Annotated in this window: 21 protein-coding genes; 8 read left to right on the forward strand and 13 right to left on the reverse strand. The window is 60.9% G+C overall.

The window, feature by feature from the left end; translation table 11 throughout:
• Positions 1 to 59: 59 nt before the first annotated feature.
• From ACO08A_RS04980 to ACO08A_RS05010, 7 genes are all read right to left on the reverse strand, one after another.
• Positions 60 to 1097: a LacI family DNA-binding transcriptional regulator gene (locus ACO08A_RS04980; protein ID WP_422040095.1), complete on the reverse strand. Its 1038-nt coding sequence runs from the start codon at positions 1095 to 1097 to the stop codon at positions 60 to 62.
• A gap of 91 nt (positions 1098 to 1188) precedes the next feature.
• The gene (locus ACO08A_RS04985; protein ID WP_422040096.1) at positions 1189 to 2367 is read right to left on the reverse strand and encodes an NAD(P)/FAD-dependent oxidoreductase; all 1179 of its coding nucleotides are present in this window, start codon (positions 2365 to 2367) and stop codon (positions 1189 to 1191) included.
• A 306-nt stretch (positions 2368 to 2673) separates the two neighbouring features.
• Positions 2674 to 3879 carry an ABC transporter substrate-binding protein gene (locus ACO08A_RS04990; RefSeq protein WP_422040097.1) on the reverse strand — a complete coding sequence of 402 codons (1206 nt, stop codon included), beginning with the start codon at positions 3877 to 3879 and terminating at the stop codon, positions 2674 to 2676.
• A gap of 97 nt (positions 3880 to 3976) precedes the next feature.
• The gene (locus ACO08A_RS04995; protein WP_422040098.1) at positions 3977 to 4942 is read right to left on the reverse strand and encodes a branched-chain amino acid ABC transporter permease; all 966 of its coding nucleotides are present in this window, start codon (positions 4940 to 4942) and stop codon (positions 3977 to 3979) included.
• A 14-nt stretch (positions 4943 to 4956) separates the two neighbouring features.
• Positions 4957 to 5829, reverse strand: a complete 873-nt coding sequence (locus ACO08A_RS05000; RefSeq protein ID WP_422040099.1) for a branched-chain amino acid ABC transporter permease — start codon at positions 5827 to 5829, stop codon at positions 4957 to 4959.
• A 5-nt stretch (positions 5830 to 5834) separates the two neighbouring features.
• Positions 5835 to 6542, reverse strand: coding sequence for an ABC transporter ATP-binding protein (locus tag ACO08A_RS05005; protein WP_422040100.1), 708 nt, complete (start codon positions 6540 to 6542; stop codon positions 5835 to 5837).
• Positions 6539 to 7309, reverse strand: a complete 771-nt coding sequence (locus ACO08A_RS05010; RefSeq protein ID WP_421981464.1) for an ABC transporter ATP-binding protein — start codon at positions 7307 to 7309, stop codon at positions 6539 to 6541. Before ACO08A_RS05010 ends, ACO08A_RS05005 begins: the two co-directional genes overlap by 4 nt.
• Before the next feature lie 579 nt (positions 7310 to 7888).
• Between ACO08A_RS05010 and ACO08A_RS05015 the strand changes: the two genes are divergently transcribed.
• Positions 7889 to 9985, forward strand: coding sequence for a putative bifunctional diguanylate cyclase/phosphodiesterase (locus tag ACO08A_RS05015; RefSeq protein WP_422040101.1), 2097 nt, complete (start codon positions 7889 to 7891; stop codon positions 9983 to 9985).
• Here the strand turns inward: ACO08A_RS05015 and kynU are convergent.
• A complete protein-coding gene (kynU, locus tag ACO08A_RS05020; protein ID WP_422040102.1) occupies positions 9978 to 11198 on the reverse strand; it encodes a kynureninase in 1221 nt (406 codons plus the stop codon). The genes ACO08A_RS05015 and kynU overlap by 8 nt on opposite strands.
• 238 nt (positions 11199 to 11436) lie before the next feature.
• Between kynU and ACO08A_RS05025 the strand changes: the two genes are divergently transcribed.
• The 6 genes from ACO08A_RS05025 to ACO08A_RS05050 all read left to right on the forward strand — a co-directional run bounded on the left by ACO08A_RS05025 (position 11437) and on the right by ACO08A_RS05050 (position 18846).
• Positions 11437 to 12831 carry an L-serine ammonia-lyase gene (locus tag ACO08A_RS05025; protein WP_422040103.1) on the forward strand — a complete coding sequence of 465 codons (1395 nt, stop codon included), beginning with the start codon at positions 11437 to 11439 and terminating at the stop codon, positions 12829 to 12831.
• A gap of 115 nt (positions 12832 to 12946) precedes the next feature.
• The gene (gene aspT / locus ACO08A_RS05030) at positions 12947 to 14656 is read left to right on the forward strand and encodes an aspartate-alanine antiporter (RefSeq protein ID WP_422040104.1); all 1710 of its coding nucleotides are present in this window, start codon (positions 12947 to 12949) and stop codon (positions 14654 to 14656) included.
• An 18-nt stretch (positions 14657 to 14674) separates the two neighbouring features.
• A complete protein-coding gene (locus tag ACO08A_RS05035; protein ID WP_422040105.1) occupies positions 14675 to 16264 on the forward strand; it encodes a bifunctional aspartate transaminase/aspartate 4-decarboxylase in 1590 nt (529 codons plus the stop codon).
• Between the two features lie 142 nt (positions 16265 to 16406).
• Positions 16407 to 16835, forward strand: a complete 429-nt coding sequence (locus ACO08A_RS05040; protein ID WP_422040106.1) for an MAPEG family protein — start codon at positions 16407 to 16409, stop codon at positions 16833 to 16835.
• Between the two features lie 199 nt (positions 16836 to 17034).
• Positions 17035 to 18234 (forward strand): aminotransferase class I/II-fold pyridoxal phosphate-dependent enzyme, encoded by a 1200-nt coding sequence (locus ACO08A_RS05045; RefSeq protein WP_422040107.1) that lies wholly within the window; start codon positions 17035 to 17037, stop codon positions 18232 to 18234.
• Between the two features lie 24 nt (positions 18235 to 18258).
• Positions 18259 to 18846, forward strand: a complete 588-nt coding sequence (locus ACO08A_RS05050; RefSeq protein ID WP_422040108.1) for a pyridoxamine 5'-phosphate oxidase family protein — start codon at positions 18259 to 18261, stop codon at positions 18844 to 18846.
• Between the two features lie 31 nt (positions 18847 to 18877).
• On the opposite strand, the gene ACO08A_RS05055 is transcribed toward ACO08A_RS05050, so the two are convergent.
• The 3 genes from ACO08A_RS05055 to ACO08A_RS05065 form a co-directional block, all read right to left on the reverse strand.
• Complete coding sequence (locus ACO08A_RS05055; protein WP_421981455.1) at positions 18878 to 19495, reverse strand: GntR family transcriptional regulator; 618 nt, start codon at positions 19493 to 19495, stop codon at positions 18878 to 18880.
• An 81-nt stretch (positions 19496 to 19576) separates the two neighbouring features.
• The gene (locus ACO08A_RS05060; protein WP_422040109.1) at positions 19577 to 20584 is read right to left on the reverse strand and encodes a beta-propeller fold lactonase family protein; all 1008 of its coding nucleotides are present in this window, start codon (positions 20582 to 20584) and stop codon (positions 19577 to 19579) included.
• A 232-nt stretch (positions 20585 to 20816) separates the two neighbouring features.
• A complete protein-coding gene (locus tag ACO08A_RS05065; protein WP_422040110.1) occupies positions 20817 to 21188 on the reverse strand; it encodes a VOC family protein in 372 nt (123 codons plus the stop codon).
• Positions 21189 to 21228: 40 nt separating this feature from the next.
• Between ACO08A_RS05065 and ACO08A_RS05070 the strand changes: the two genes are divergently transcribed.
• Positions 21229 to 21765: a winged helix-turn-helix transcriptional regulator gene (locus tag ACO08A_RS05070; RefSeq protein ID WP_422040111.1), complete on the forward strand. Its 537-nt coding sequence runs from the start codon at positions 21229 to 21231 to the stop codon at positions 21763 to 21765.
• A 39-nt stretch (positions 21766 to 21804) separates the two neighbouring features.
• Here ACO08A_RS05070 and ACO08A_RS05075 read toward each other — a convergent pair whose 3' ends face one another.
• The gene (locus tag ACO08A_RS05075; protein WP_422040112.1) at positions 21805 to 22890 is read right to left on the reverse strand and encodes an anhydro-N-acetylmuramic acid kinase; all 1086 of its coding nucleotides are present in this window, start codon (positions 22888 to 22890) and stop codon (positions 21805 to 21807) included.
• Positions 22887 to 24239 carry an aspartate aminotransferase family protein gene (locus ACO08A_RS05080; RefSeq protein WP_422040113.1) on the reverse strand — a complete coding sequence of 451 codons (1353 nt, stop codon included), beginning with the start codon at positions 24237 to 24239 and terminating at the stop codon, positions 22887 to 22889. Before ACO08A_RS05080 ends, ACO08A_RS05075 begins: the two co-directional genes overlap by 4 nt.
• Positions 24240 to 24631: the final 392 nt, after the last annotated feature.

A 24631-nucleotide genomic window follows, 5' to 3' on the forward strand; every position in this document is an offset into this window, starting at 1 on the left:
TCTCAAAGGTCAACGAAAAAATCTGAGTGTAATATGTCACTTTCTGCGCGATTTCGGCGTTAAACCGCTTCGGGCAGATTGTCCTTCAGAAAAATATCGATGCCGATGCGTTCCTGGCCCTCAATGATGGGTTTCTTGTCGCACAGCGCCTTCAATACCCGCACGGCACTTCTGATCTCGTGCCCCGGATCCTGCGCAATGACCGCGTCCATGATGCCGGCCTGCAAGGCGTCCCGCGTGTAAGGGGTCAATTCGTGACCGACAAAGACAATCTCTTTGCGTTGATGTCCTTCGGAAAGCGCGGCGATGATGCCCCTGTTTCCCGCACCGATGTTGTAGAGCCCCGCCAGGTCTGCATGATCCTGGAGCAGACGCTCCACAAGATCTGCATTCCTGGCGTTGTCATCGCGTCCCTCGCGAACCTTCAGAAGCTGAAGATGCGGAAAATCCGTCTCCAGGATGGTCTTGCAGCCCGCGAACCTTTCGGCATGGTCTCTCAGCCCCAGAGAGCCGGCGATCAGGCCGATCTTTGCGTCTTTCTCGGGTAGAAACCGTCCGAGGAGCCTGCCTGCGGTGCGGCCGGCCGCCGTGTTGTCGATGCCGACAAAATGCTGGCGCGCGGAGACCGGGTGATCGGACACGAGGGTCACGACGGGAACCCCGCGGTCCTGCAGCCGGTCGATGGCCGCCCGAACCTCGGGAAACGCTGGCGCCACCACCGCAACGCCGTCGCACACGGACCGGTCCAGGACCGCAAGCGTGCCCGCAACCCGGTGGCCGTCAAAGGCGTCGATCGGCTCAACGTGAACCGTGACACGGTCGCTGCTCAGGGTCTCCGCGTGTGCCCTCGCTTCGCGCGTGAGATCCTCCATGAAGGCATTCGGACCGTCGGGAATGAGAAAATGAAGTCTGTAAACACGCTTCTTGGCAAGACCGGCGGCAAAGACATCCGGTTTGTAGTTCAGCCCGTCGGCAGCCGACCTGACCTTATCAATGGTTGCCTTGCGCACGCCCGGGCGACCGTTCATCACCCTGTCGACCGTCGCCAGGCTCACGCCCGCAGCTTCAGCCACATCATGAATGGTCACACGCTTCATTCGTTCCTCTTTTTCCGCGAGTATACAGCTCAATGAGGAACGGTCATCAAAAAATGCTGCAGCGCATGATCAGGTGATAATTTCCGTCCGTTCAAACGAATTGCCCGGCCGCGTGGCCTGACGACCAGGCCCACTGGAAATTGAAACCGCCAAGGTGTCCGGTGACGTCAACGACCTCGCCGATGAAATAAAGGCCGGGCACCCTGGAGCTTTCCATCGTCTTGGAGGACAGTTCCTTCGTGCTGACGCCGCCGAGCGTAACCTCCGCCGTCCGGTAACCTTCCGTCCCGACCGGCGTGAGCTGCCAGCGGTTGAGCTGGTCCGAGGCCCGCCGCAGCACCTTGTCGGACTGGTCGGCCAGGCGGCCACCCAGAGAAAACGCTTTCGCCAGCTCCTCGGCGAGCCGGTTGGGCAGCAATTGCGTGAGGGATGTCCTCAGGTCCTGTTTCGGATTGTCGCGGCGCGCGTTGCGAAGGGCGTCGAACACATCTGTCTGCGGCAGCAGGTCGACAGATATCGGATTGCCTTCTTTCCAGTAGGACGAGATCTGGAGGATCGACGGCCCCGACAGGCCGCGATGGGTGAACAGCAGTCCCTCGCGAAAAATGGTCTTGCCGAAGGAGACGCAGGCATCGACCGAAATGCCGGACAAGCGCGCGCACAGATCCTTGTTGGCATCTGAGAAGGTCAGCGGCACCAGCGCGGCGCGCGGCGGAACCACATCCAGCCCGAATTGCCTGGCGAGATCATAGCCGAAGCCGGTCGCCCCCATTTTCGGGATCGACGGTCCCCCCGTTGCCACGACCAGCGATTTCGCCTTGAGCGGCCCCTTGGACGTTGCCACCGAAAACCACGCGTCGGGTTTTTCAACCGCTTTTATGCCGGTTTCCAGTTGAAGCGTTCCGCCGGCCGCCTCGAGTTCGTCCAGGAGCATGCGGATGATGTCCTTGGCGCTGTTGTCGCAGAAGAGCTGGCCGAGGGTTTTCTCGTGCCAGGCAATGCGGTGCTTTTCGACAAGCGCCAAAAAGTCCTGCTGGGTGTAGCGCTTGAGCGCCGAAACGCAGAAGCGCGGGTTCTGCGACAGAAAATTCGCGGGCGTGCAGTGCAGGTTGGTGAAATTGCAGCGGCCGCCACCCGAGATCCGGATCTTGTCCGCCGGCCGTTTCGCATGGTCTATGACCAGCACCTTGCGACCGCGTTTGGCGGCCTCAATTCCACACATCAGACCGGCCGCACCGCCGCCAAGCACAAGAACATCCAGATCACGCATGCGCGCGCTTATAGCGGGTTTGGATCGTGTGAGTAAGGGTGCCCGGCCTTTTGATTTCCGAGCGCAGGTAACCTCTCCCACTGGGAGAGGTCGGCGCGCATGCGCCGGGTGAGGGCTCAAACCGCGGTCAGACATGCAAACGTCTGATCCCTCACCCTGACCCTCTCCCACCGGGAGAGGGAACTTTGGCTTCGACCGTGCTCCTCAGGATGAGGAGGACGTGCAAGAAGCGATCGACCAGCTCAAAGAAAAACCGGCGGCTCTTTCGAACCGCCGGCTTTCTGAAATGCTTTTTTTGAAAAAAGCTTATTTCATTTCGGTGATGGTCTCGAAGCCGTTGGAGCCGACCTCGAAGAGGGCGTAGGTGCCCGGAACGTCGCCCTTGGCATCGAAGTTGTGATCACCGGCTGCGCCCTTGTAGTCGATGGCGGTACCCGCCGCGATCAGTTCCTTGGCCTTCTTCCATTCACCCGGAAGAATGGCCTCGCCTTCGCCGTTGGAGACTTCAACGACGGCTGCTGCAACGTCTTCTTTCTTGCCGCCGGCCTTTTCAACGGCCAGCGCCAGCAGGAAGGCAGCGTCATAGGAGGTGTTGGCGAAGATCGCATCCGGATCGCCGCCGACGCCCTTGAAGGCTTCGTTGAACATGTCCAGCGACTTGGAGGCTTCACCGACCGGCGAGGACGCGACGAAGGTCGACAGGTTTTCCGCGCCGAGTTCGTTGATCACGGCGTCGGACTTCATGCCGTCTCCGCCGACGAACTTGTCGAAGAAACCGTTTTCCAGCGCCTGCCGCAGGATGGTCAGGCCGGTGCCGTCGCCGTAGTCGAAGATCACGAGCGTATCCGCGCCGCCCTTGGCGAGTTCCGCAAGGTTGGAGCGATAGGAGGCCTTGCCTTCCTCATGTGCGGCGAACTGGGTGATGTCACCGCCGAGCTCATCGACATATTCGGCCTTGAATGCATTGGCGAGACCGGTGCCGTAGTCGTTGTTGAGATAGGCGACAGCGACCTTGCCGTAGCCCATGTCCTTCATGGTGCGGGCGAGCGCACGGCCCTGATAGTCATCGGACGGCACGGTGCGGAACACGGTGCCCTTGTCTTCCAGGCCGGAGATTTCCGGAGATGTGCCGGACGGCGTGATCAGCGCGATGCCCGCCGGGATCGTGACCGATCCGGCGGCGGCCAGAACAGCGCCCGAGCAATGCGGGCCGACGATGCCGACGACACCTTCGATGTTGACGGCCTTGGTGGCCGCGTCCGTTCCACCCTGCGGGTTGCAGGCGCTGTCGCCGACGACGCCGACAAGCGTCTCACCGTCGCCGATTCCACCCTGCTCGTTCACCTGCTGAACGGCCAGCTGGGCCGCGTCGATCATGGCCGGAGCCATGGCCGCGATCGGGCCGGACACGCCGCCGATCAGACCGATCTTCACGTCGGCCTGGGCCGGCACGGATGCCAGCGCGGTTGCCGCCATCATGCCGGCTGCAAGTGCAAGAAACTTGGTTTTCATCAAGAGTACCTCCTCAATGGTCCGGTCTTTGCCGGGTCTTTAGGAACCTTGGCTCCCGCGCCCTTGAAACCAGGGCGACGGGACCCACGGAACGGGCCTAATTCTGGTCCGCCCCGGATTTCGTTACCCGTTGGTCTCCCCTCAATGGCTCGGGGAGCAGCCCCTCCGGCCGGAAGCGCAACACGAGCTGCAGCATGAGGCCGATCAGGAACAGACGGATGTATTTTGCCTGGACCGCATATTCAGTCGGAAGGCGGTCGGTTGCAATCTCTGAAACGGACCAAATGATCCAGACGACGGCCGCGCCGAGTATCGCGCCGCGATTGTTACCGGATCCGCCGAGGATCAACATGATCCAGATCAGGAATGTCGCCACCATCGGATCGATGGCCTCCGGCGTGATCGAGCGGTTGAAGTGGGCAAACAGCGCACCACCGAGCCCCATCAGCGCCGCACCGAATATGAAGGCTTCCAGGCGGCGGAACTCGACATTCTTGCCCATTGCCTTGGCCGCGTCTTCATTGTCGCGGATGGCGCGCATCATGCGGCCCCAGGGCGCATTGAACTGGCGCTCAACCAGGAAATAGGCCGCGATCAGAACCGCGAGCACGATGACCAGATAAGCGATCTGGGACTCCATGTAAGCCAGGTCGCCCGCCGGACGGGGAATGCTGGAAATCCCGCGTGCGCCATTGGTCAGGGCGGGCTCGGACTTGATCACCAGCCGGATGATCTCGGCAATGCCGATGGTTGCGATCGCCAGATAGTCGGACCGGAAGCGCAGACAGATCTTGCCGATCGGCCAGGCCACAAGCGCTGCGGCCAGCATGGCCGCGATCCAGCCGACAACGAAGTGAAGGTCGAAGCCGCCAATTCGGCCATCTGCCGGTGGCGTCGAAATGATCGCGGACGTGTAGGCTCCGACGGCGAAGAAACCGGCGATCCCGGCATTGAACAGGCCCGCAAACCCCCACTGGATGTTGAGGCCAAGGGCCAGCAGGGCATAAATGCAGATGAAGATCGCCATGAAGAGGGCGTAGTTGACGAGACCCAGAAGTTCCATCCTGCTCCCTCCCCTTAAAGCACTTTGCCCTTGAGCAGCCCGGTCGGGCGCACAAGCAACATGAACAGCAAGATCGCAAAGGCCATGGCGGCTTTGTACTCGCTTGGAATGAACAGCACCGAGACCTCTTCGGCAACACCGACGATCAGACCGCCAAGCACGGCGCCTTCCACCCGCCCGACGCCGCCCAGAATGGCGGCGGCGAACATGGGCAGCAGCATGTGCCAGCCCATCATGGCCTTCAGCTCTGTGTTGATCCCGAGGAAAAAGCCGGATGCGGCACAGAGGCCGCCGGCAATCACCCAGGTCAGCATGACCACTTTCTTGTTGTCGATGCCGGACAAGAGGGCGAGGTTCGGATTGTCGGACATGGCCCGCATGGCCTTGCCCCATTTTGATCTTGTCAGGAAGATCTGCAGGACGCCGACGAGAACCACCATTGCCAGGATCGTGTAAATTTCCCGGTCGCGGACCCGGATACCGAAATAATCTTCGGGGCGGACGATGCCGCGGGAATAGGTCTGCGTGTCGACACCCCAGACGACCTGCACAACAGCGCGGATCATCAGCGCGATGCCGAGCGAGGCCATCACGGTCACGATCTTGGGCCGCTCGCGCAGGTGCTCGTAGAAGACCTTGTCGATCCCGACGGCGACTGCCGCCGTTCCGATGATGGCGACAGGCAGCGCGGCATAGGGCGAGACGCCAAATCCGGTGACGACAGCGAGCGCCAGGAACGCCCCGAGGGTCGCCAGATCGCCGTGCGCGAGATGGGCATAGCGCAGGATGCCGAAAATCAGGGTGATCCCGACCGCACCCAGGGCATAGATGGATCCGAGCACGACGCCCGGCACGATGTAGAAATTCAGAAGCTCAAATAGGTCCATGCCTATCACCCACCCAGGAACATTTCGGCGACTTCACGGTCGGCCAGGAGATCCGCACCGGTGCCTTCGTGCCGGTTCTTGCCGGCTGCCAGAACATATCCCCGGTCGGCAAAGGCGAGCGCCTGCTTGGCATGCTGCTCGACAAGCAGGATGGCAACGCCGGTGTCGCGCACATCGCGGCAGATCTGGAAAATCTGTTCCATGTATTTCGGCGACAGACCCGCCGTCGGTTCATCCAGCAGAAGCAGCTTGGGGTCGAGCATCAGGGCGCGCCCCATGGCGACCATCTGGCGCTGACCGCCGGACAGGCTTCCGGCAAGCGTCTTGCGGCGTTCCTTCAGATCGGGGAACAGTTCATACACCCTGTCATAGGCCGCCGACAGATCGCCGGTCTTGAGAAAGCCGCCCATTTCCAGATTTTCCTGGATCGACATTTCCCGGAAGATGTTGTCCACCTGCGGCACGTAGCAGATCCCACGCTGAACGATGCGGTTCGGTGCCCAGCCGGTGATATCATCGCCGTCGAACAGCATCTTGCCGCCGCGAATGGTCAGCAATCCGAAGACGGACTTCATGGCCGTGGACTTGCCGGCACCATTCGGGCCGACAATGACGACAATCTCGTCCTGGGAAACGGACAGGGAGACATCCTGCAGGATATCGGCCTCACCGTAACCGCCGGTGAGGTGTTCCATCGACAGAAGCGCAGTCATGCGGCATCTCCCGTGGTTTCGCCCAGATACGCTTCCAGGACCTGCGGGTCGGAGCGAACGGTCTGGAAATCGCCCTGGATCAGCACCCGGCCTTCCGCCATGCACACGACCGGGTCGCAGAGCTTCTCGATCATTTCCATATCGTGTTCGATCAGGATGAAGGTGTAGCCGCGGTCCTTATTCAGGATCTCGATCTTGGTTTCCAGCTTGCGCAACAGGGTCCGGTTGACGCCGGCTGCAGGCTCGTCCAGCAGAACCAGTTTCGCGTCGGTCATCATGGTGCGGCCCAGTTCAAGCAGCTTCTTCTGGCCGCCCGACAGGTTGCCTGCGCGTTCATGGGCAACATGGCTCAATTCCAGAAACTCGAGCGTTTCATAGGCCTTGTGCTCCACGTCGTGCTCAGAGGACTTGACCCGCCCCCACGCGAGCCAGTTCGCGAACAGGCTCTCGCCGGGCTGGGACGGCGGCACCATCATCAGATTTTCGAGCGCGGTCAGTTTGTGAAACTCGTGCGGGATCTGGAACGTGCGCACGAGGCCCTTGTGAAACAGCTGATGGCTGGCAAGGCTCGTGACGTCTTCCCCCAGGAACCGGATGCTGCCGCTCGTCGGCTGCAGCGCCCCGGCAATGAGGTTGAAGAGTGTCGTCTTTCCCGCCCCGTTGGGGCCGATCAGTCCGGTGATGCTGTTTTCTTCGACGCGGAACGAGCAGCCGTTGACAGCCTTGAATCCACTGAAGTCCATGACGAGCTGGTCAAGCTCAAGCATTCAAGCTCCTTGCCGCCCCCCTGAAGCGGTCTTTCTTTTTTCGTTTCGCTGTGCCCCACCTTTTGGCGTTGGTTGTTCGGTCCGCACAAGACAGCCCGTCACAGCGTTCAGACCTTCTAACTTTATTGACGGCGCAATCAACCGGTAATCACCGGCTTTTGCGTCAGAAAGGGCAAGATTTTTCAAAAAAACCGAACCAGCGGAATGAGCTATTCGCCAGTCGCGGTGATCTCCCCGGCATTTGTTCCCTCAAGCGGCGGAATCCGGAGTCTACAAAGTCGAATTTCACGTGTACAATCTCCAGAACTCTCGCCAAACGCGAAGTTGAACCATCCGGGAGCGGAAGCAAAAATGCGTCCAACAAAGAATTCGCCCATCATTCACTACGTAAATTTGACGATAACGCGACGACTTTTCCTCAGCGAATTCAATTTGAAACATTATTCTTAGGCCGGCTTCAGGAATTCTCGATTACTGTTTCGGGACGCCTGCGGCAATCGCAAGCGGACCGGACCGAAAAACAAGAAGACTAAGTGACATCAGGCTGAACCGGTATGCGGCCGAAGTCGTGGTTGCTCGTTGGAGGGAAAACTGTCGAACCGCGCGGAATTGTTCGTAAATGACGTAGAAGGTGAAAGCGCTGTCCAGATCGACATAGCCGAGGGCAAAGTCGATCAGAGCATCCTTCTGGAGCTTTACGACCGTCTCGACTCGGCTGTCTGGATTTTCGATTTCGACCACAAGCGCTACCTGTGGGCCAACCGCAAGACGCTGGAAATCACGGACGCTCTGTCCCTGGCGGAACTGCAATCGCGCGACCTCGGCGCGGACATGTCGCCCGCCGTGGAACAGCGCCTGCGGCAATATCAGCAGGACTTCTGCACAAGCGACGTCAGTTTTTCGGAGATCTGGACTCTTTATCCGAAGGGCAAGCCCAAGGTCCTGCAGATCGCGATGAGCGGCATCCGCCTGCGCGACGGCCGGATGGCACTCCTGTGCGAAGGCCGCGAGCACCACGAGCAGCAACCGGAAACGCTTCGCAGCGCGGAAGCGCTTCTGCACACCACCGTGATGATCTCGCTGTTCTCCAAGGAAGGCACGTCGCTCTACAGGAACACGGCCTCACGTGCGGCCTCACCCACGCTTGACACACCTTTTCTCGAACAGTTCGTGCATGCCGAGGACGCGACCGACCTGTTCGAGATCGTCGAACGCGAACGCACGCACAAATTCGTCGCCCGCGTCAAAACGAGATCGGGACCGCGTTGGCATGAACTGACGGTTCGCGCCTGCCACGATGCCGTGACCGGCCAGCCCGCCTACCTTGTCAGCGAGACCGATGTCACGGAGCTTCACGAGACCAAGGAACGCGCGCAGTATCTTGCAAGCCACGATACGCTGACAGGCCTGGCCAACCGGACCTACCTTCAGGAGCGGCTCACGCTGATCCTGCATGCGGCGAAGCGGAACAACCAGACCGCTTCCTTCTATCTTCTGGATCTCGACGACTTCAAACTGGTCAACGATTCCCTCGGACATGCGGCGGGCGACACGCTCCTGCAGATCGTCGCTGACGAACTCAAGTCCCTCGCCCGTCCGGAAGACGTGATTGCCCGGCATGGCGGCGACGAGTTTCTGATCTGTACGCTGGAAGGCAGGGATGGCACGGAACCGGGCCGTTTCGGCCACGCCTTGCTGCAGTCCTTTGCCAGGCCAAGGGTCATCGAGGGCAAACAGAGGAAAGTCGGCCTCAGTATCGGCTTTGCCTGTTTCCCGCAAGATGGCGACACGGTCGATGAACTCATGAGACATGCGGATCTGGCGCTTTACCAGGCCAAGTCCGATGCCAACAACAAATGCGTCCGGTTCGACGCCTACATGCGCCGGCTGCGCGACGAACACAGGGCCATCAAGAAGGACCTTGAACGTGCGCTGAAAGAGGATGAATTCATCCTTCACTACCAACCGATCGCCTGCACGAGTTCCGACCGGGTTGTCTCCGGCGAGGCGCTGTTGCGCTGGCAGCATCCCGAAAGGGGCCTCATCGGACCGGATGATTTCGTGCACATCGCGGAAGAGGCCGGGCTCATTTCGGACATCGGCGCATGGGTCGCCCGGGAAGTCGCCAAGCTGCAGAAACGTCTGGACGAGCTTGGACACTGTATCCCGCTGACGCTCGCGCTCAATGTGTCACCGCGGCAACTGTCGGACAGCGGGTTTCTCGGTTTCATGAAGGCCTTGCCCGGCCAGACCGGCTGCGCACCTGACAGGATTTCCCTGGAAATCACCGAATCCGTGATCCTCGGTGACATACCCAACGCCCGCGAGACACTGGCGACCCTCAAGGAATGCGGCTACCAGATCGTCATTGACGATTTCGGCACCGGTTATTCCAACCTCGCCTATCTTCACAACTACCCGATCGACGGCATCAAGATCGACCGCGTGTTCATGGAGGACATCGATGCGGGCGGGGAGATCGTAAAACTCATCCTGTCACTGGCCACGGCGCTCGGTGCGGATGTCGTCGCCGAAGGGGTCGAAACCATCGAACAACGGTCGTGGCTGTCCAGGAACGGTTGCGACCGGTACCAGGGCTACCTCTATTCCAGGCCGGTGCCCCTCGAGCGGTTCCTGTCCATGCTGGAAACGCAGCAACGGCTGGCCGCTATGTGACCTTGGCGCGCGTCTTGAACTCGGGCCGGTCCCAGCTGCCGGTATTCAGGATGTCCTCCAGGATCGTGACCGCGTCGATGATATCGCCGTGTGACAGGTAAAGGGGTGTGAACCCGAAGCGCATAACGTCCGGCGCGCGGAAATCGCCGATGACGCCGCGCGCGATCAGGGCCTGCATCACTGCATAGCCTTCCTCGAACCGGAACGAAACCTGGCTACCCCGCGCATCCGGGTCGCGCGGGCTCGCCAAGGTCAGTTGCGGGCATCTTGCCTCGACTTCCGCGATGAACAATTCGCTGAGCGAAACCGACTTGGCCCGGATCGCGGCCATGTCGACATCCTCGAACACATCCAGCGCCGCGTGAAGGCTGGAAAGCGCCAGGATCGCGGGCGTTCCAACCGTCATGCGGCTGATGCCCGAGACCGGCCTGTAGTCGAGATCGAATGCAAACGGGGCTTCGTGCCCCATCCAGCCGGTCAGGGGTGAGGTGACCTGATCGAGGTGCCTGGCCGCAACATAGAGGAAGGCCGGTGCGCCCGGGCCGCCATTGAGGTACTTGTAGCCGCAACCGATCGCGAAGTCGGCGTCGGCTCCCTCCAGATCGACCTCGATCGCTCCGGCCGAATGGGCAAGATCCCAGACCGCAAGCGCGCCGGCTTCGTGCGCTTTTCGGGTCAGCGCCTCCATGTCGTGAACGCGGCCCGTCCGGTAGTCGACCTGGGTCAGCATCATAACCGCCACCGTGTCGTCGATGGCGGTCCCGACTTCCTCCGGTGCAACGATCTTCAGTTCATGACCGCGCGCCAGAAGGTCCTTCAGACCGGAGGCCACGTAAAGATCGGTTGGGAAATTTCCGTTGTCGGACAGAATGACCTTGCGGCCGGGATTGAGCGACAAGGCGGCGGACAGCACCTTGAAGACGTTGACCGACGTGCTGTCGCAGGCGACCACCGTACCGCCCGGCGCTCCGATGAGACGGCCGATCCGGTCACCGGTCCGCTGGGGAAGGTCGATCCAGCTATGGGTGTTCCAGGCGCGGATCAGGCTCGTTCCCCACTCGGTACCGATAACATCGGCAATCCTGTCCGGAACGTGTTTCGGCAGCACTCCGAGCGAATTGCCGTCGAGATAGATCACGCCTTCAGGAATGGAAAAGGCGTCTTTCTTGCGGGCTAAGGTATCGGTCTCATCTAGCGGGTGCGGTGAGGTCATCAACGGCTCTTCTGGAACGGACGGTGGAGAGAAAGGCCGCACGCTATCAAAGCCCGGTCCGGCAAACAACCACATCCCGGCCGATGTCCGGGCAACGGCAAGAAACCTGCGGTCGCCATGCCGGATGTCGCAATCAGCACATATTTGCCCGTATGAGCATCGGACGCCGCAGACCGTTTTGGTAGCGTGTGCGGGCAAGTCACCAAGTCTGCAACACCTTGAAACACGGCAAGACCCCATGTTCATCAGCGTCTTCGACATCTTCAAGATCGGGATCGGTCCCTCCAGCTCACACACCGTCGGCCCGATGGTGGCCGTTGGCCGGTACCTGGACAGGGTGCGCGGCCTGGCCGGAGCCGAAGCAAAGGCGGCTCGCCTCACCGTGACCCTGCACGGCTCGCTTGCGTTCACGGGGAAAGGTCATGCGACCGACAAGGCAGTTTGCCTCGGCCTGTTGGGCGAGCGCCCCGACACGCTCGACCCGGACTGCGTCGAGCCGTTGCTGGATGCGCTTCAAAGGGACCGGAAGCTTCGCATTGCGGGTCTGCCCGAGCTTGATTTCGATCCCGCGCGGGATGTCGTTTTCGACTACGGCCCGCCGCTGCCATTGCATGCCAACGGCATGACTTTCCGGCTTCTGGGCGAGGCGGGTTCCGAGATCGACAGCTACGTCTACTATTCCATCGGCGGCGGCTTCGTCGTCAGCGAACCGGAACTCCGCAACACGACCAACGCACCGGTCGCTGACCTGTCGGCACAGAGCGTTCCTTTCCCGTTCGCGACGGCGAAGCAGATGCTCGAGATGGGCCGCGAGGCGGGTCTTTCGATCGCGGAGATGAAGCTGCACAACGAATGCGCCGGCAAGTCCGTCGAGGAGGTCGAGGCCGGGATCGACCGGCTCTGGTCGGCCATGGACGCCTGCATCAACCGGGGCATTACCCAGGCCGGCATTCTTCCCGGCGGCCTCAAGGTGAAAAGGCGTGCCGCCGACATCTATCAGCAGCTCATCCGCGAGGGCCGAAGCAATCCGCTGTTCGAACACAGCGTGGTCGACTGGCTCGGTGTCTACGCCATGGCGGTCAACGAGGAAAATGCCGCCGGAGGACGGGTGGTCACCGCACCGACCAACGGCGCGGCCGGCGTCATTCCCGCCGTCACGCGCTATTATCTCGACCACTGTCCCTCGGCCGATCAGGCCGGCGTGCGCGTGTTTCTCCTGACGGCTGCGGCCGTCGGAGGGATCATCAAGTCGAACGCATCGATCTCCGGCGCCGAGGTCGGCTGCCAGGGGGAAGTCGGGTCTGCATCTGCGATGGCGGCCGCCGGACTGTGCGCCGCGCTCGGCGGTACCAACGCGCAGATCGAAAACGCCGCGGAGATCGCGCTGGAGCATCACCTCGGCATGACCTGTGACCCCATTGCCGGCCTCGTTCAGGTTCCGTGCATCGAGCGCAACGCACTCGGCTCGGTCAAGGCGGTGACTGCCGCCTCGCTTGCCCTGCGCGGCGACGGAACGCATTTCGTTCCGCTGGACGGGTGCATCGAAACCATGCGCCAGACAGGCATGGACATGATGGAACAGTACAAGGAAACCTCGCAGGGCGGCCTCGCCGTTAACATCGTTGAATGTTAAAGCACTGACAGAAATAACAGTTTCGAAGAAATATTTGCCGTAGGCGACAAAACCGGCGATAGTCCGTCCCTGGGTTGGTGATTTTCTCCTTTGCACCAATCAAGGGAGGTATTTGATGGATGTCCTGACGTGGCTGGCGGCGCAGTCGTCGCTGATTTTCCTGTTCATAGCAGTCGCGCTTGGTTACTTTGCCGGCAAATTGAAGATCGGCAATTTCGTTCTCGGCGGCATCGCCGGGACCCTGATCATGGGCGTCGTCCTCGGGCAGGTCGGGGTCACGATCGACAGCGCGGTCAAGGACATTTTCTTTGCGCTGTTCATCTACGCGGTCGGTTACCAGGGCGGGCCGCAGTTCTTCCGGGCCCTGTCGCTGAAGTCGCTCAACCAGCTTCTGTCGGCCGCGGTCATGTGTATTCTCGGGCTGCTCACGGTGCTGGTGTTTGCGTGGAGCTTCGGCCTGGACCGGGGAACAGCAGCGGGTCTTGCCGCCGGTGGCCTGACTCAATCAGCGATCATCGGAACGGCTGGCGAGACGATCCAGAAGCTCAGTGTTTCAGCCGATCTGAAGCAGATCATGGAAACCAACATCGCGGTCGGCTACGCAGTCTGCTACATTTTCGGCTCCATCGGCCCGATCATCATGGTCACGTGGTTCTTTCCGACCGTCATGCGCTGGGACATCCGCAAGGAAGCGCTCAAGCTGGCCGAAAAAATGTCCGGCGGTGCGGCCGAGCTGGAACCGGGCCAGTTCAATGCCGCGCGGCGCATCGACACCCGCTTTTACCAACTCGGCAGCGAAGCGCCGTTTGTCGGCAGGTCGGCGCAGGAGCTCGACGCGTCCCTTGACGATGCCGCGGTTGAAGCCGTGCTGCGTTCCGGCCAGGAGATCCACCTGGAAGACGCACAATCGCTTCAAGCAGGCGACGTTGTTGCCGTGACCGGTCTCGTTTCCACCTTAGACAATCCGGCCAACGCACTTGGCACGGAGACCCAGGCGCCGGACGGTTACAGGCTTGTTCTTGAAAACCGGCACATCGTTCTGACGAATCCCGACTATGCCGGCAACAAGCTGCAGGGCATTCACGATCACACCCGATCGAACGCCCTGAACGATGTCTTCGTCACCGGTGTCAACCGCATGGGCCGTGATCTGCCCCTGCTGCCGGACCTTGAAATTCACAAGGGCGACGAACTGCAGCTGACCGGCAGTCCGCGGGATCTGAACGCCGTTCAGAAGTCCCTCGGCTATCCGATCACGTCCGCCGCGGTGACCGATTTCATTTTCTTCGGCATCGGCATGACGCTCGGACTGCTGCTCGGGCTCATCGAATTCAAGATCGGCGGCGTTCCGGTTTCGGTCGGCAGCGGCGGCGGCTGCCTGCTGTCGGGTCTCCTGTTCGGCTGGCTCAGGAGTACGCATCCACGCTATGCCGCGCTGCCCACCGGTGCCGTGAATTTCCTCAGGGATTTCGGCCTCGCCGTCTTCGTTGGCGTCGTCGGCATCAGCGCGGGTCCTCAGGTCCTGACAACGCTGCAGGAACAGGGCATGAGTATTTTCCTGTTCGGCATCGGCGTCACGCTGATCCCGCAGTTCATAGGATTTTTCTTCTCCTATTACGTGCTGCGGATCCAGAACCCGATCGAAGCACTTGCCTGTGTTGCCGGCGGCCGCAGTGCCAACCCCGCCTTCGCGGCCCTTCTGGGCAAGGCGCAGAACGCGACCCCGGTCGTCACCTTCACCGTTACCTACGCCGTCGCCAACGTGCTGCTGACCCTCTGGGGCCCGCTCATCGTCGGCCTCGTTTCCACCAATCCGGCCCAGTAAAAATCCGGGAGATTTCCGATGAGTGCACAAGACTATTCCCAGTATCAGGAACTCAGCCCGTTCGAACTCAAAGACAAGCTTATCGAGATTGCGTCCTCGGCGGCCCAGCGCATGATGCTGAATGCAGGCCGGGGCAATCCGAACTTTCTCGCAACGCATCCGCGCCGGGGCTTTCTGCGTCTCGGTGACTTCTCGGTCGAGGAAGCCGAGCGCTCCTACTCCTATCTCGACAGCGGCTTCGGGGGGCTGCCCGACAAGGAGGGCATGCTGCTCCGGTTTGAAAACTTCATCCATCGGCACGAGGACCGCGACGGCACCACGTTTCTGCGTGCCGCGCTTTCCTACGCCAAGGACCAGCTCGGCATTCACCGGCACGAGCTTCTTCACGAAATGGTCGAGGGATTTCTCGGCTGCAATTACCCGGTGCCCCCGCGCATGCTCACCCATGCGGAGCAGATCGTCGGCGCGTATCTCGCCAAGGAAATGTTCGGCAACGAGCCGCAGCAGGGCCCGTTTTCCGTCTTCGCGACCGAAGGCGGGACGGCGGCCATGACCTATATTTTCCAGACACTGAAAGCGAACGGACTGGTGAAGCCGGGAGACAAGGTCGCGCTCGGCACGCCGATCTTCTCGCCCTATCTCGAAATCCCGCCGCTGCCGGAATACGACATGCCCATTGTCGATATCCGGATGGAGGAAGGCGCCGACTGGCAATTCAGCGACGAAGAACTCGCCAAACTGGACGACCCGGATATCAAGGTGTTCTGCATCGTAAATCCGAGCAACCCGCCTTCCGTCAAGCTTTCTCCCGACGACCTCGACAGGGTTGCGGCGGTGATCAACGAAAGGCGGCCCGACCTTTTCGTGGTGACGGATGATGTCTACGGCACCTTTGCCGACGATTTCGTCTCGCTGTTCGCGAAGTGTCCGCGCAACACGCTGTGCGTCTATTCGTTCTCCAAATACTTCGGAGCGACGGGATGGCGGCTCGGCGTGATCGCCCTGCACGAGGACAATGTCTTCGACGAGGCGCTCGCCGCTCTTGCCGAAGACAAGAAAAAGGAACTCGACCGGCGCTATTCCTCGCTGACGACGACGCCGCGCGACATCAGGTTCATCGACAGGCTGGTTGCCGACAGCCGGGCCGTCGCGCTGAACCACACGGCGGGCGCATCGACTCCGCAGCAGATCCAGATGATGCTGTTCGCCCTCGCCGGTCTGCTGGACCGGGACGACCGCTACAAGGATGCGGCCAAGAGCCTGATCCGGAAACGCTTCAACACGCTTGAACTCAACATGGGCGTGACACCGCACCGCGAGCCCAACGACGTCAACTACTACACGCTGATCAATCTGCAGCATTTGAGCGGGCGACTTTACGGGGACGCCTTCGCGGACTGGTTCGTTGCCAACAAGAAGGGCTATGACTTCCTGTTCCGCCTGGCCGAGGAGACGAGCGTCGTTCTCCTGCCCGGAAAAGGCTTTGAAGTGGTCGACGCCTCCGCCCGCGTGTCGCTCGCCAACCTGACCGAAGCCGAATATGCGAAGATCGGCGCCTTTGCACGCAAGGTGATCTCGGAGTATCACGATGAGTACACAAAGCAGTAGTGCTGTTGGCTGACGAGGCCTCAGGCACCAACTGACAAGAACACGAGCTGAACCGGCCCCGCCGGTTCAGCGAATCGTTTACAGTCTGCCGGCGCGTGCCGGCGCTGAAAGACATACTTGCTGCCGGGTGCTGGAGAATATTGTGACCATCGTCATCACCCCTGTTGTCGCAAGCCTGTTGGCCCTGCTCTACGTCTTCTTGAGCATCCGGGTGATTGGCGCGCGCCGAACGGAAAGAATCAGTCTCGGTGACCGGGGCAACGATCTCATGCTGCGGCGCATGCGGGTCCACAGCAATTTCGCCGAATACACGCCCTTCGCGCTCCTGCTGCTTCTCATGCTGGAGCTACTTGGCGGTGCGCACTGGCTGCTCTACGGACTGGGTCTTTTCCTGCTCGTCGGCCGGAGCGTTCATGCCTATGGTGTCAGCAGTGACCCGGAACCCATGGCGTTCCGTGTCACGGGCATGCTGCTCACCTTCACGGTGATCGGTGTCACCGCGCTGGCCAATCTGGTCCTTTCAATCGACAAGCTCATGGCGGTGGGACGTCTCGGGCAACCGGCATTGTAACCCCCCGGCAAGAAGGGCATTTCCTGTCTCTTCAATCATCTGCCGCATGCGGGCCGTCTTGTAATCACACGCCACCTCGTGCAAGCAAAGTGTCTCTCTTGCAGCGGATCGAAGACACGTCTTCGCTGGCTGCGGGAGTGCCGCGTGCAACTGTCGACGGCATCGGGCACGGGCGACACCATGCAACAGGAACGTCTGAATGAACTTGACCTCAACCGCCCCGCGCCCAATGCGGGATTTCGGCCTGGAAGTGTTTTTTTCAAGGTGGGAATTCACCGCGCAACACCATATGACGGCTTCCGATCTTGAAAGCATGTCGCTGTCCGAGCTTCTTTCTCTCGCGTCCGACGAGGACCGTGCGGGTTTCGAGACCCTCTGGCTTGGATACACGGAAACCTGGGGAGCACCGGCGCTGCGCCGGGAGATTGCAGGCACCTATGACCGGCTTTCGGACAGCAACATCCTGTGTCTGGCAGGGGCCGGAGAAGGTCTTTACGCCATTCCGAATATTCTGCTGACGCGCGATGACCATGCCATCGTGCCAACGCCCAACTATCAGGGCTCGGAGACCATTCCCCTGTCCATCTGCGACGTGACCGGGGTACCGATGGACTATGCCCCTCCTTCGGTTTCAAACGGCGCTCAAGGCGGATGGCGTCTCGACCTCGACCGCCTGAAAGATGCCATCCGGCCGAATACGAAGCTGATCTCGCTGAATTTTCCGCACAACCCGACCGGTTTGCTCCTGTCCGGCGATGATCTCGAAGCCCTCGTATCGCTGGCCCGAACACACGGTATCTACATCCTGAGTGACGAGGTCTATCGCGGTGTCGAACTGGACGAGGCCAACCGGATGCCGCAGATGGCCGATATCTACGAGCATGGCATCTCCCTCAACGTGATGTCCAAGGCATACGGACTGCCGGGCCTGCGGATCGGCTGGATCGCGTCGCAGGACCGCGACCTCCTGCAAAAAACAGAGCGGTTCAAGCACTTCCTGTCGATCTGCAATTCCGGCCCGTCGGAGGTGCTGGCCCTAATCGCGCTGAAGGCAAGGCAGAAAATCCTGTCGCGCAACCGTTCGATCATGCTGGAAAATGCCGCCGCGCTCGAACGGGTCTTCAGCGCCTTTCCGGATCTCTTCGAGTGGCAACGTCCGATGGGCGGCTGTGTCGCCTTTCCGAGATATCGCGGCCCGGACGGCGTCGAGACCTTCACGCAACGTCTTATCGAGGAAAGCGGTGTCCTGCTCCTGCCCTCGTCCATTTATGCAAGCGATCTCGGCGACACGCCGCAAGATCACTTCCGCATCGGCATCGGCCGGGACCAGGTCTTCAAGGACGGCTTGACCGCGATGGAGGCGCATCTCGACAAGACCTACCCGCAATTCCGGAAGTAAGCGATACGCAAACGAGGACGATCCGTGCAGCAAGACCTGACCACCATCGACAGGGAAGCCTGGGACACGCTGGACGCGGCCGCCGCCGATGCCCGGCAGCCGTTCCGATACCTGACCCTGGCGTCGATTGGCCGTTGCCAGTTCCCCGAAGCGCGCACCGTCGTGCTTCGGTCCGTGAACGTCTCGAGCCGCGTCCTGGAGTTTCACACCGATACGCGTAGCCCGAAATGGCAGGAGTTGCAGGATAACGGCAATACGACGATCCTCGGTTATTCGGATGCCCTGAGGCTGCAGTTGCGACTGCGCGGAACTATAGAACTTGAACCTCCCGGTTCGCACGCGGCCGAGCAGGTCTGGAGCCGGTTGCCCCTGCACACCAGGGCCACCTACCAGGGAGGGCCTCCCGGGGACGAACTTCCGCCCGTGAATGGCCCCGTTTTTGATGCGCCTGTGTCCGGGATCGAAGAAACCGGCAAGGAGCGCTTTGGCGTTCTGTTCTTCAGGGCACTCTCCCTGGATTGGTGCCGGCTGGCGCGCGACAACAATTTGCGGGCCAGGTTTTCCTACGGCACCAGCGGAAGCCTCAAAAGCGCAAGCTGGATTGCGCCCTGAGGGCGCAACGGCAGCGCCTTTTCCGCGTTGCTCAGATCTGTTGCAGGCGGGTCTTGTGCGCGTGGGCGATGTGCAGGCGTGCGGCCGCCTCCGCCGCTTCGCTGTCACCCTTCGCAATCGCCTCCACGATAGCCGCATGTTCTTCAACCGCTGTTTCCCGGCGTTCCGGCGTATCCAGCGTGGTGCCGGCCATCAGGATCAGCGACAGGCGAAGGTGCTCGATCAGGTCGACCAGGTACCGGTTGTGCGAGGCCAGGCACAGGCGCCGGTGAAAGTCCCGGTTGGAGCGCACGAGGCTGTCCTTGTCGGCCATGCGCTGGCGGTCTTCCCGCACGAGATCCTGCAGAATTTCGACTTCCGGTGCAGAGGCGTGCTTGGCGGCAAGCCCGGCGGCCGTTCCCTCCAGCATCTCGCGCATGAAATAGACTTCGTTGATCTGGCCGTGATCGAGTGTCGGCACGACCATGCCCCGGTTGGGCTCGTGAACGGCCAGGCCCTGCGCCTCGAGCCGCTTCAGGCCTTCGCGGATCGGTGTCCGCGAGACGCCGAACTCTTCGGCAAGGTCGGCTTCCCGCAGGCGGTCGCCCGGCTTCAGCACCCTGTCCTCGATAAGACCGATAAGACGCTTGTAGATTTCAGATCCGTTCATTGGGTCTGGTTAGCGTCAAGACAGGATTTAAGCAAGGGAGAGTGCGGGGAAGGAAGTATTCCCCCTTCCCTCGCGCGGGTGTCAGACACCGACTTTCAGATCACTGAAGGCAAGTCCGTCCGCCCCTGCATCCGTTTCGAACACCCGCGATACGGTCCAGGACGCGGTATCGATTTCAGCGACCCGAGCGCCGTCCTGGGCACCGGTGAACAACGACGTGCCGTCCGGAGAGAACAACAGGGACGCGGGTCCATGCGCACCATGGGGTGCAAGGTCGATTTCGGCTTTCACCTTCAGGCTCTCGCCATCATAGACGACAACCCGGTCTCCGTTCAGGTCGGCAACGGCGGCCAGCGTGCCGGCAGGATTGAATTTCACCCGGATCGGCAGGAAACCGGTCTCGATCACGTGCCGGCGCTCCATCGTATCCGTGTCGAACACGATGATGGTCTCTGACTGGTTGTTGCCGACCCAAAGGGATTTTCCATCCGGGCTGACATCAACGGCTTCCGGACCGGTATCCGCTTTCACGGTGGTCACGGTCTCCATCGTCTTCACGTCGATCACCGAGACCTTGTCGGACCCCCGGCTGGTGACGAACGCGATATCGTCATCCGGTGACATGGCCAGCAAATGCGAGCCGATCAGCCCGGTTTCCGCTTGTCCCGTCACCTCGCCTTTCACCACATCGACGGTGATCACGTCCCTTGTTTCCTCGGTGGTCACGATCACGCTGTCGCTGTCGCCAAGCCAGGCAATGCCGTGCGGCGCCATATGGGGCGATATGTCGATTGTCTTCAGGTGCCCACCCGTCGCGACGTCGAACACATTGAGTTCGCGGCCGATGTAACCGTCTTCGAGATAGGACACGACCACGACCTTGTCGCCGTCCGGAGACACGGCCAGTTCATGAGGCGAGCCGCCCGCGATCGGCCGTTGCATCTCCTGCCCCGTATCCAGGTCGATGAAGCTGACGGTTCCGGCGTATTTGTTGCCGACCATCAGCGTTGCCGCGCTAGCGGAAAGGGCCGTTCCGGCGAGAAGACACATCGCCGTCGCGGCACTGGTGAATACTTTCGTGAAAGACATGTTCAACCTCCAGTCTGTTTCAGTCTTTGGACAGACACCCCTTGCCTTTTCAGATCAAAGAAACATCTTGGAGACTTATTTGATTCCGATTTCTGTATTTCCTAATTAAATTTCAGTAATAGCGCTCTGAATTACGGATAAATTCATCAAAATAAGGAAATACAGAACTCCTATATTTCATGACTACGATTTTTCAGCGTAAAACGAGACACTATACTGATGTCACAGGCGTTTACTTCGAAAGATCCTGCGCGAGCATGAGTGCGTTGCCGTCCGGGTCATAGAAGGTTGCAGTGCTGACCATGCCTTCAATGGTCTCCGTGTCGCCGTCGAATTTCACGCCTGCCTTCTCCAGGGCGGCGCGTGCGGACGAGATGTCGGCAATGCCGAATACCGGAACCATGTTGCCGGGTGCCGGTTCGACCTGTTCCCCAAGCCCCAGCGTGACCCCTTCTGTCAGGGTCTGCAGTTCGCTCCAGCCGGCTTCGTCCGCATGATAGAGAAGTTCGAAACCGAGATTGTCCGCATACCACTTCGCGCTGGCATGCCTGTCGCGCACCGAGAGGGCCAAAGTGATTGTGTTTTCCAGAGAAACGATGGGCATGACACTTTCCTATGTAGCAAAAATATATTAAATATACTTTATGGAATTAGACCTGCTTGTCAAGCTCACATCCAAAGCCTGGTCGCTGAAGATCCTGGCGCTTCTGAATGACGGCGTCCCGGGACGGCAGGCACCGCTGGTCGCGGCAACGGGCGCAAGCCGCACATCATTCGCCAACAGCCTCGAGCATCTGATCCGGCTCAAGATGATCGAGAGGAACCCGGGCCACGGGCATCCCTTGCGGCCGGAATTCCGCCTGACCGCGGAAGGTGCCGTCGTGGCTGCGATGGCAAGCCGGATCCTCAAAAGCGTGCCGGACGAGGACGCATTTTCGATTCTGAAACGAAGCTGGGCGGTCCCGATCCTTGCCCTTACCGAAACCCCGACACGGTTTTCGGCGATCAAGTCGGGGCTCGGACAGATCACGGACCGGGCGCTCTCCCAGTCCCTGTGTCTCCTGGAAGACCGGGAGTGGCTGAAGCGGGATATCGACGTCAGCCAGCGCGCACCCTATCCGACCTATCTGGCCGTGAATGCGGGCCGGAAGGTCAACCGGGCGATCGGACTCGGCGCCTGACGGCCCGGCAGAACGCGGCAGGTTTACGCGCCTTTGCGGTCACGTCCCGGGACGAAAGATCTTGCCGCCGACGACAGGTTGGCTTGCACCCGTCGTTTCCGGAAATGTCGTCGGCAAACCCGCCGTCAGCCGCGCGCCCAGAAAGGCCATCGCCTGTGCTTCAAGCGCGTCCCCGTCGATCCTGAAATCATCGGCAGACACGACGTCCCCGGAAAGACGGTCTCGCAGAGCCTGCATCAGAACCGGGTTCAGTCTGCCGCCGCCGCAGACGAGCCAGAGGCGCGGCTTGCGGGGCAGCAGGCCTTCGGCCTTCGCGATCACCTCGGCAGTGAAGGTCATGAGCGTCGCCGCCCCGTCCTCGAGCCCCATGCCGTCGACAAAGCTGCCTGAAAAGCTGTAGCGGTCCAGCGACTTCGGTCCGAGTTCGGACAGGAACGGGTGTTTCAAGGCCTCGGTCAAACGCGCTTCATCCACCGCGCCCTTGGCTGCAATTGCCCCTTCGGCATCGAAATCACCCGCGCCATGCCGTCTCACCCAGTCGTCAAGGAGCGCGTTGCCGGGACCGATATCGAAGGCGAGCAGGTCCTCGCCGTCGATGAAGGTCAGGTTGGAAACACCGCCTATGTTGAGAAAGCAGAGCGGTTCGCGGTCCGTGCCGACCAGCGTCTTGGCAAGTGCCCGGTGATAGACCGGCACAAGCGGCGCGCCCTCGCCGCCTGCTTCCATATCCGCGAGACGCACGTCGCCGATGACCGGCAGGCGAAGGTCATCCGCCAGCGCCTGCGGATCGCCGAGCTGGATGGTTTCACCGGCTTTCGGGTCATGCCAGACCGTCTGCCCATGAAACACGATCGCGTCCGGCGTGAGCGCATGCCGGCCGATGAAGGCGCGAATGGCGGCGACATGGTCCTCGGTTACATTCCGCGCGATCTGCGGCCAGTGCTGGCGGCCCTCGCCCTTCAGTCCGGCGGCTTCCAGGACGCGTTCGCGCGTTGCCGGCCGGTACCCGGTTGTCTCCGACGGACCGAAGCGGTCGATCGTATCTCCGTCCGTGCTGATTTCCGCCAGATCGATGCCGTCTGCGGACGTCCCGCTGATGGTGCCGACGACCGACCAGCCGGTCATAGGGCGTCGGCCACTTTCTTCAGGCTCTGCTCGGCAATGTCGAACATCTCGTGCACCTGCTGCTCTGTGATGATCAGCGGCGGACAGAACGCCATGGCATCCAGCATCGCCCGCGAAATCAGGCCGTTTTCGTGGAAGATCACATTGGCTGCCGCACCGAGGGAACCCGGCGTGTCGGAATGGGCCGGATGATGCAGTTCCGCCGCACCGATCAGACCGATGCCCCGCGTCTCGACAACAAGCGGGTTCTCACCGAGACCCTTGAGCCGCGCCTGGAATGTCGGTGCGATGGTCTTTACGTGTCCGACCAGGTCGCGCTCCTCGATGATTTTCAGGTTTTCCAGGGCAACGGCCGCCGCGACCGGATGGCCGCTGCCGGTATAGCCGTGCCCCAGTACGCCGATGCGATGGGATTCGTCGGCAATCGGTTCATAGACGGTGTCGTTGATCAGAAGCGCGGAGATCGGCTGGTAGGAGGACGAGAGTGCCTTCGACAGCGTCATCATGTCCGGCTGCAGGTTGAAGGTCTCGGTGCCGAACATGTTGCCCGTGCGCCCGAACCCGCAGATCACCTCGTCGGCAACGAAGAGGATGCCGTATTTCTTCAGGATCGGCTGGACCGCTTCCCAGTAGCCTTCGGGCGGCACCACGACGCCGCCGGCGCCCATGACGGGTTCGGCAAAGAAGGCCGCGATGGTCTCCGGTCCTTCGGCAAGGATCAGGTCTTCCAGGTCCTGCGCGCAGCGTTGTGCGAACGCTGCCTCGCTCTCGCCGTCTTGTTTCATCGTGCGATAATGCGGGCTGGTCGTGTGCAGGATCTGCGGCAGCGGCAGGTCAAAGGACCGGTGATTGTTCGGCAGCCCGGTCAGGCTGGCGGAGGCAACCGTCACGCCGTGATAGCCGCGCATGCGCGAGATGATCTTCTTGCGCTCCGGCTGACCGAGGGCGTTGGAGCGGTACCAGATCAGCTTGACCGCGGTGTCGTTGGCTTCCGAACCCGAATTGGTGAAATAGACCTTGGACATGGGCACCGGCGCCATCTCGATCAGCTTTTCGGCAAGCTCGATGGAGGGACCGTGGGTCTTGTAGGTGAAGGTGTGATAGTAGGGCAGCTTTTCCATCTGGCGGGTCGCGGCCTCCACCAGCCGCTTTTCGCCGAACCCGACGGCAACGCTCCAGAGACCTGCCATGCCCTCGATGTAGCGCTTGCCGTTGATGTCTTCCACGTAGATCCCCTCGCCCTTGTCGATGACGAGCGATCCGGTGTCCTCCTGACGCCGGGCGTCGGCATAGGAATGAAGTTGAACAGCGATATCGCGGGCTTCGAGAGAATTCGGCAACTGCGCCATGAAACGCCTCTTGTGAACTGGCTGAGTGGAAGATGAACAGGCCGGCAGCCACATGTGCCGCGAACCGATAATCACCACGCTAGTGCCGTCCAGAGCGCAGTACAACGAGAATCTTTTGCCTTTGACCGGCGACATGGCACGGAAGAGAGGTTTTCGAGCCGCAAAAACAAAAAGACCGCGCCGAAGCGCGGTCAATGAGGCTCACGGCCGGCCGTGGCCGGGAACCACAGCCCGTTCGTCGCGGCCGATGGGGGGGGCAGAACAAGCGCGACGAACAACCGTATAGCCAGAGTAGGCAATCTTTCCGCGACGACCTTATAATTTACCGACGGTTTTTATCGTGCGGAATTTCTTTGTTTTATCAATACCGTCTGTACAATTGTTATTTGGGT

Origin of the sequence: Roseibium sp. (assembly GCF_965232425.1) — a bacterium.
GTDB lineage: Bacteria > Pseudomonadota > Alphaproteobacteria > Rhizobiales > Stappiaceae > Roseibium.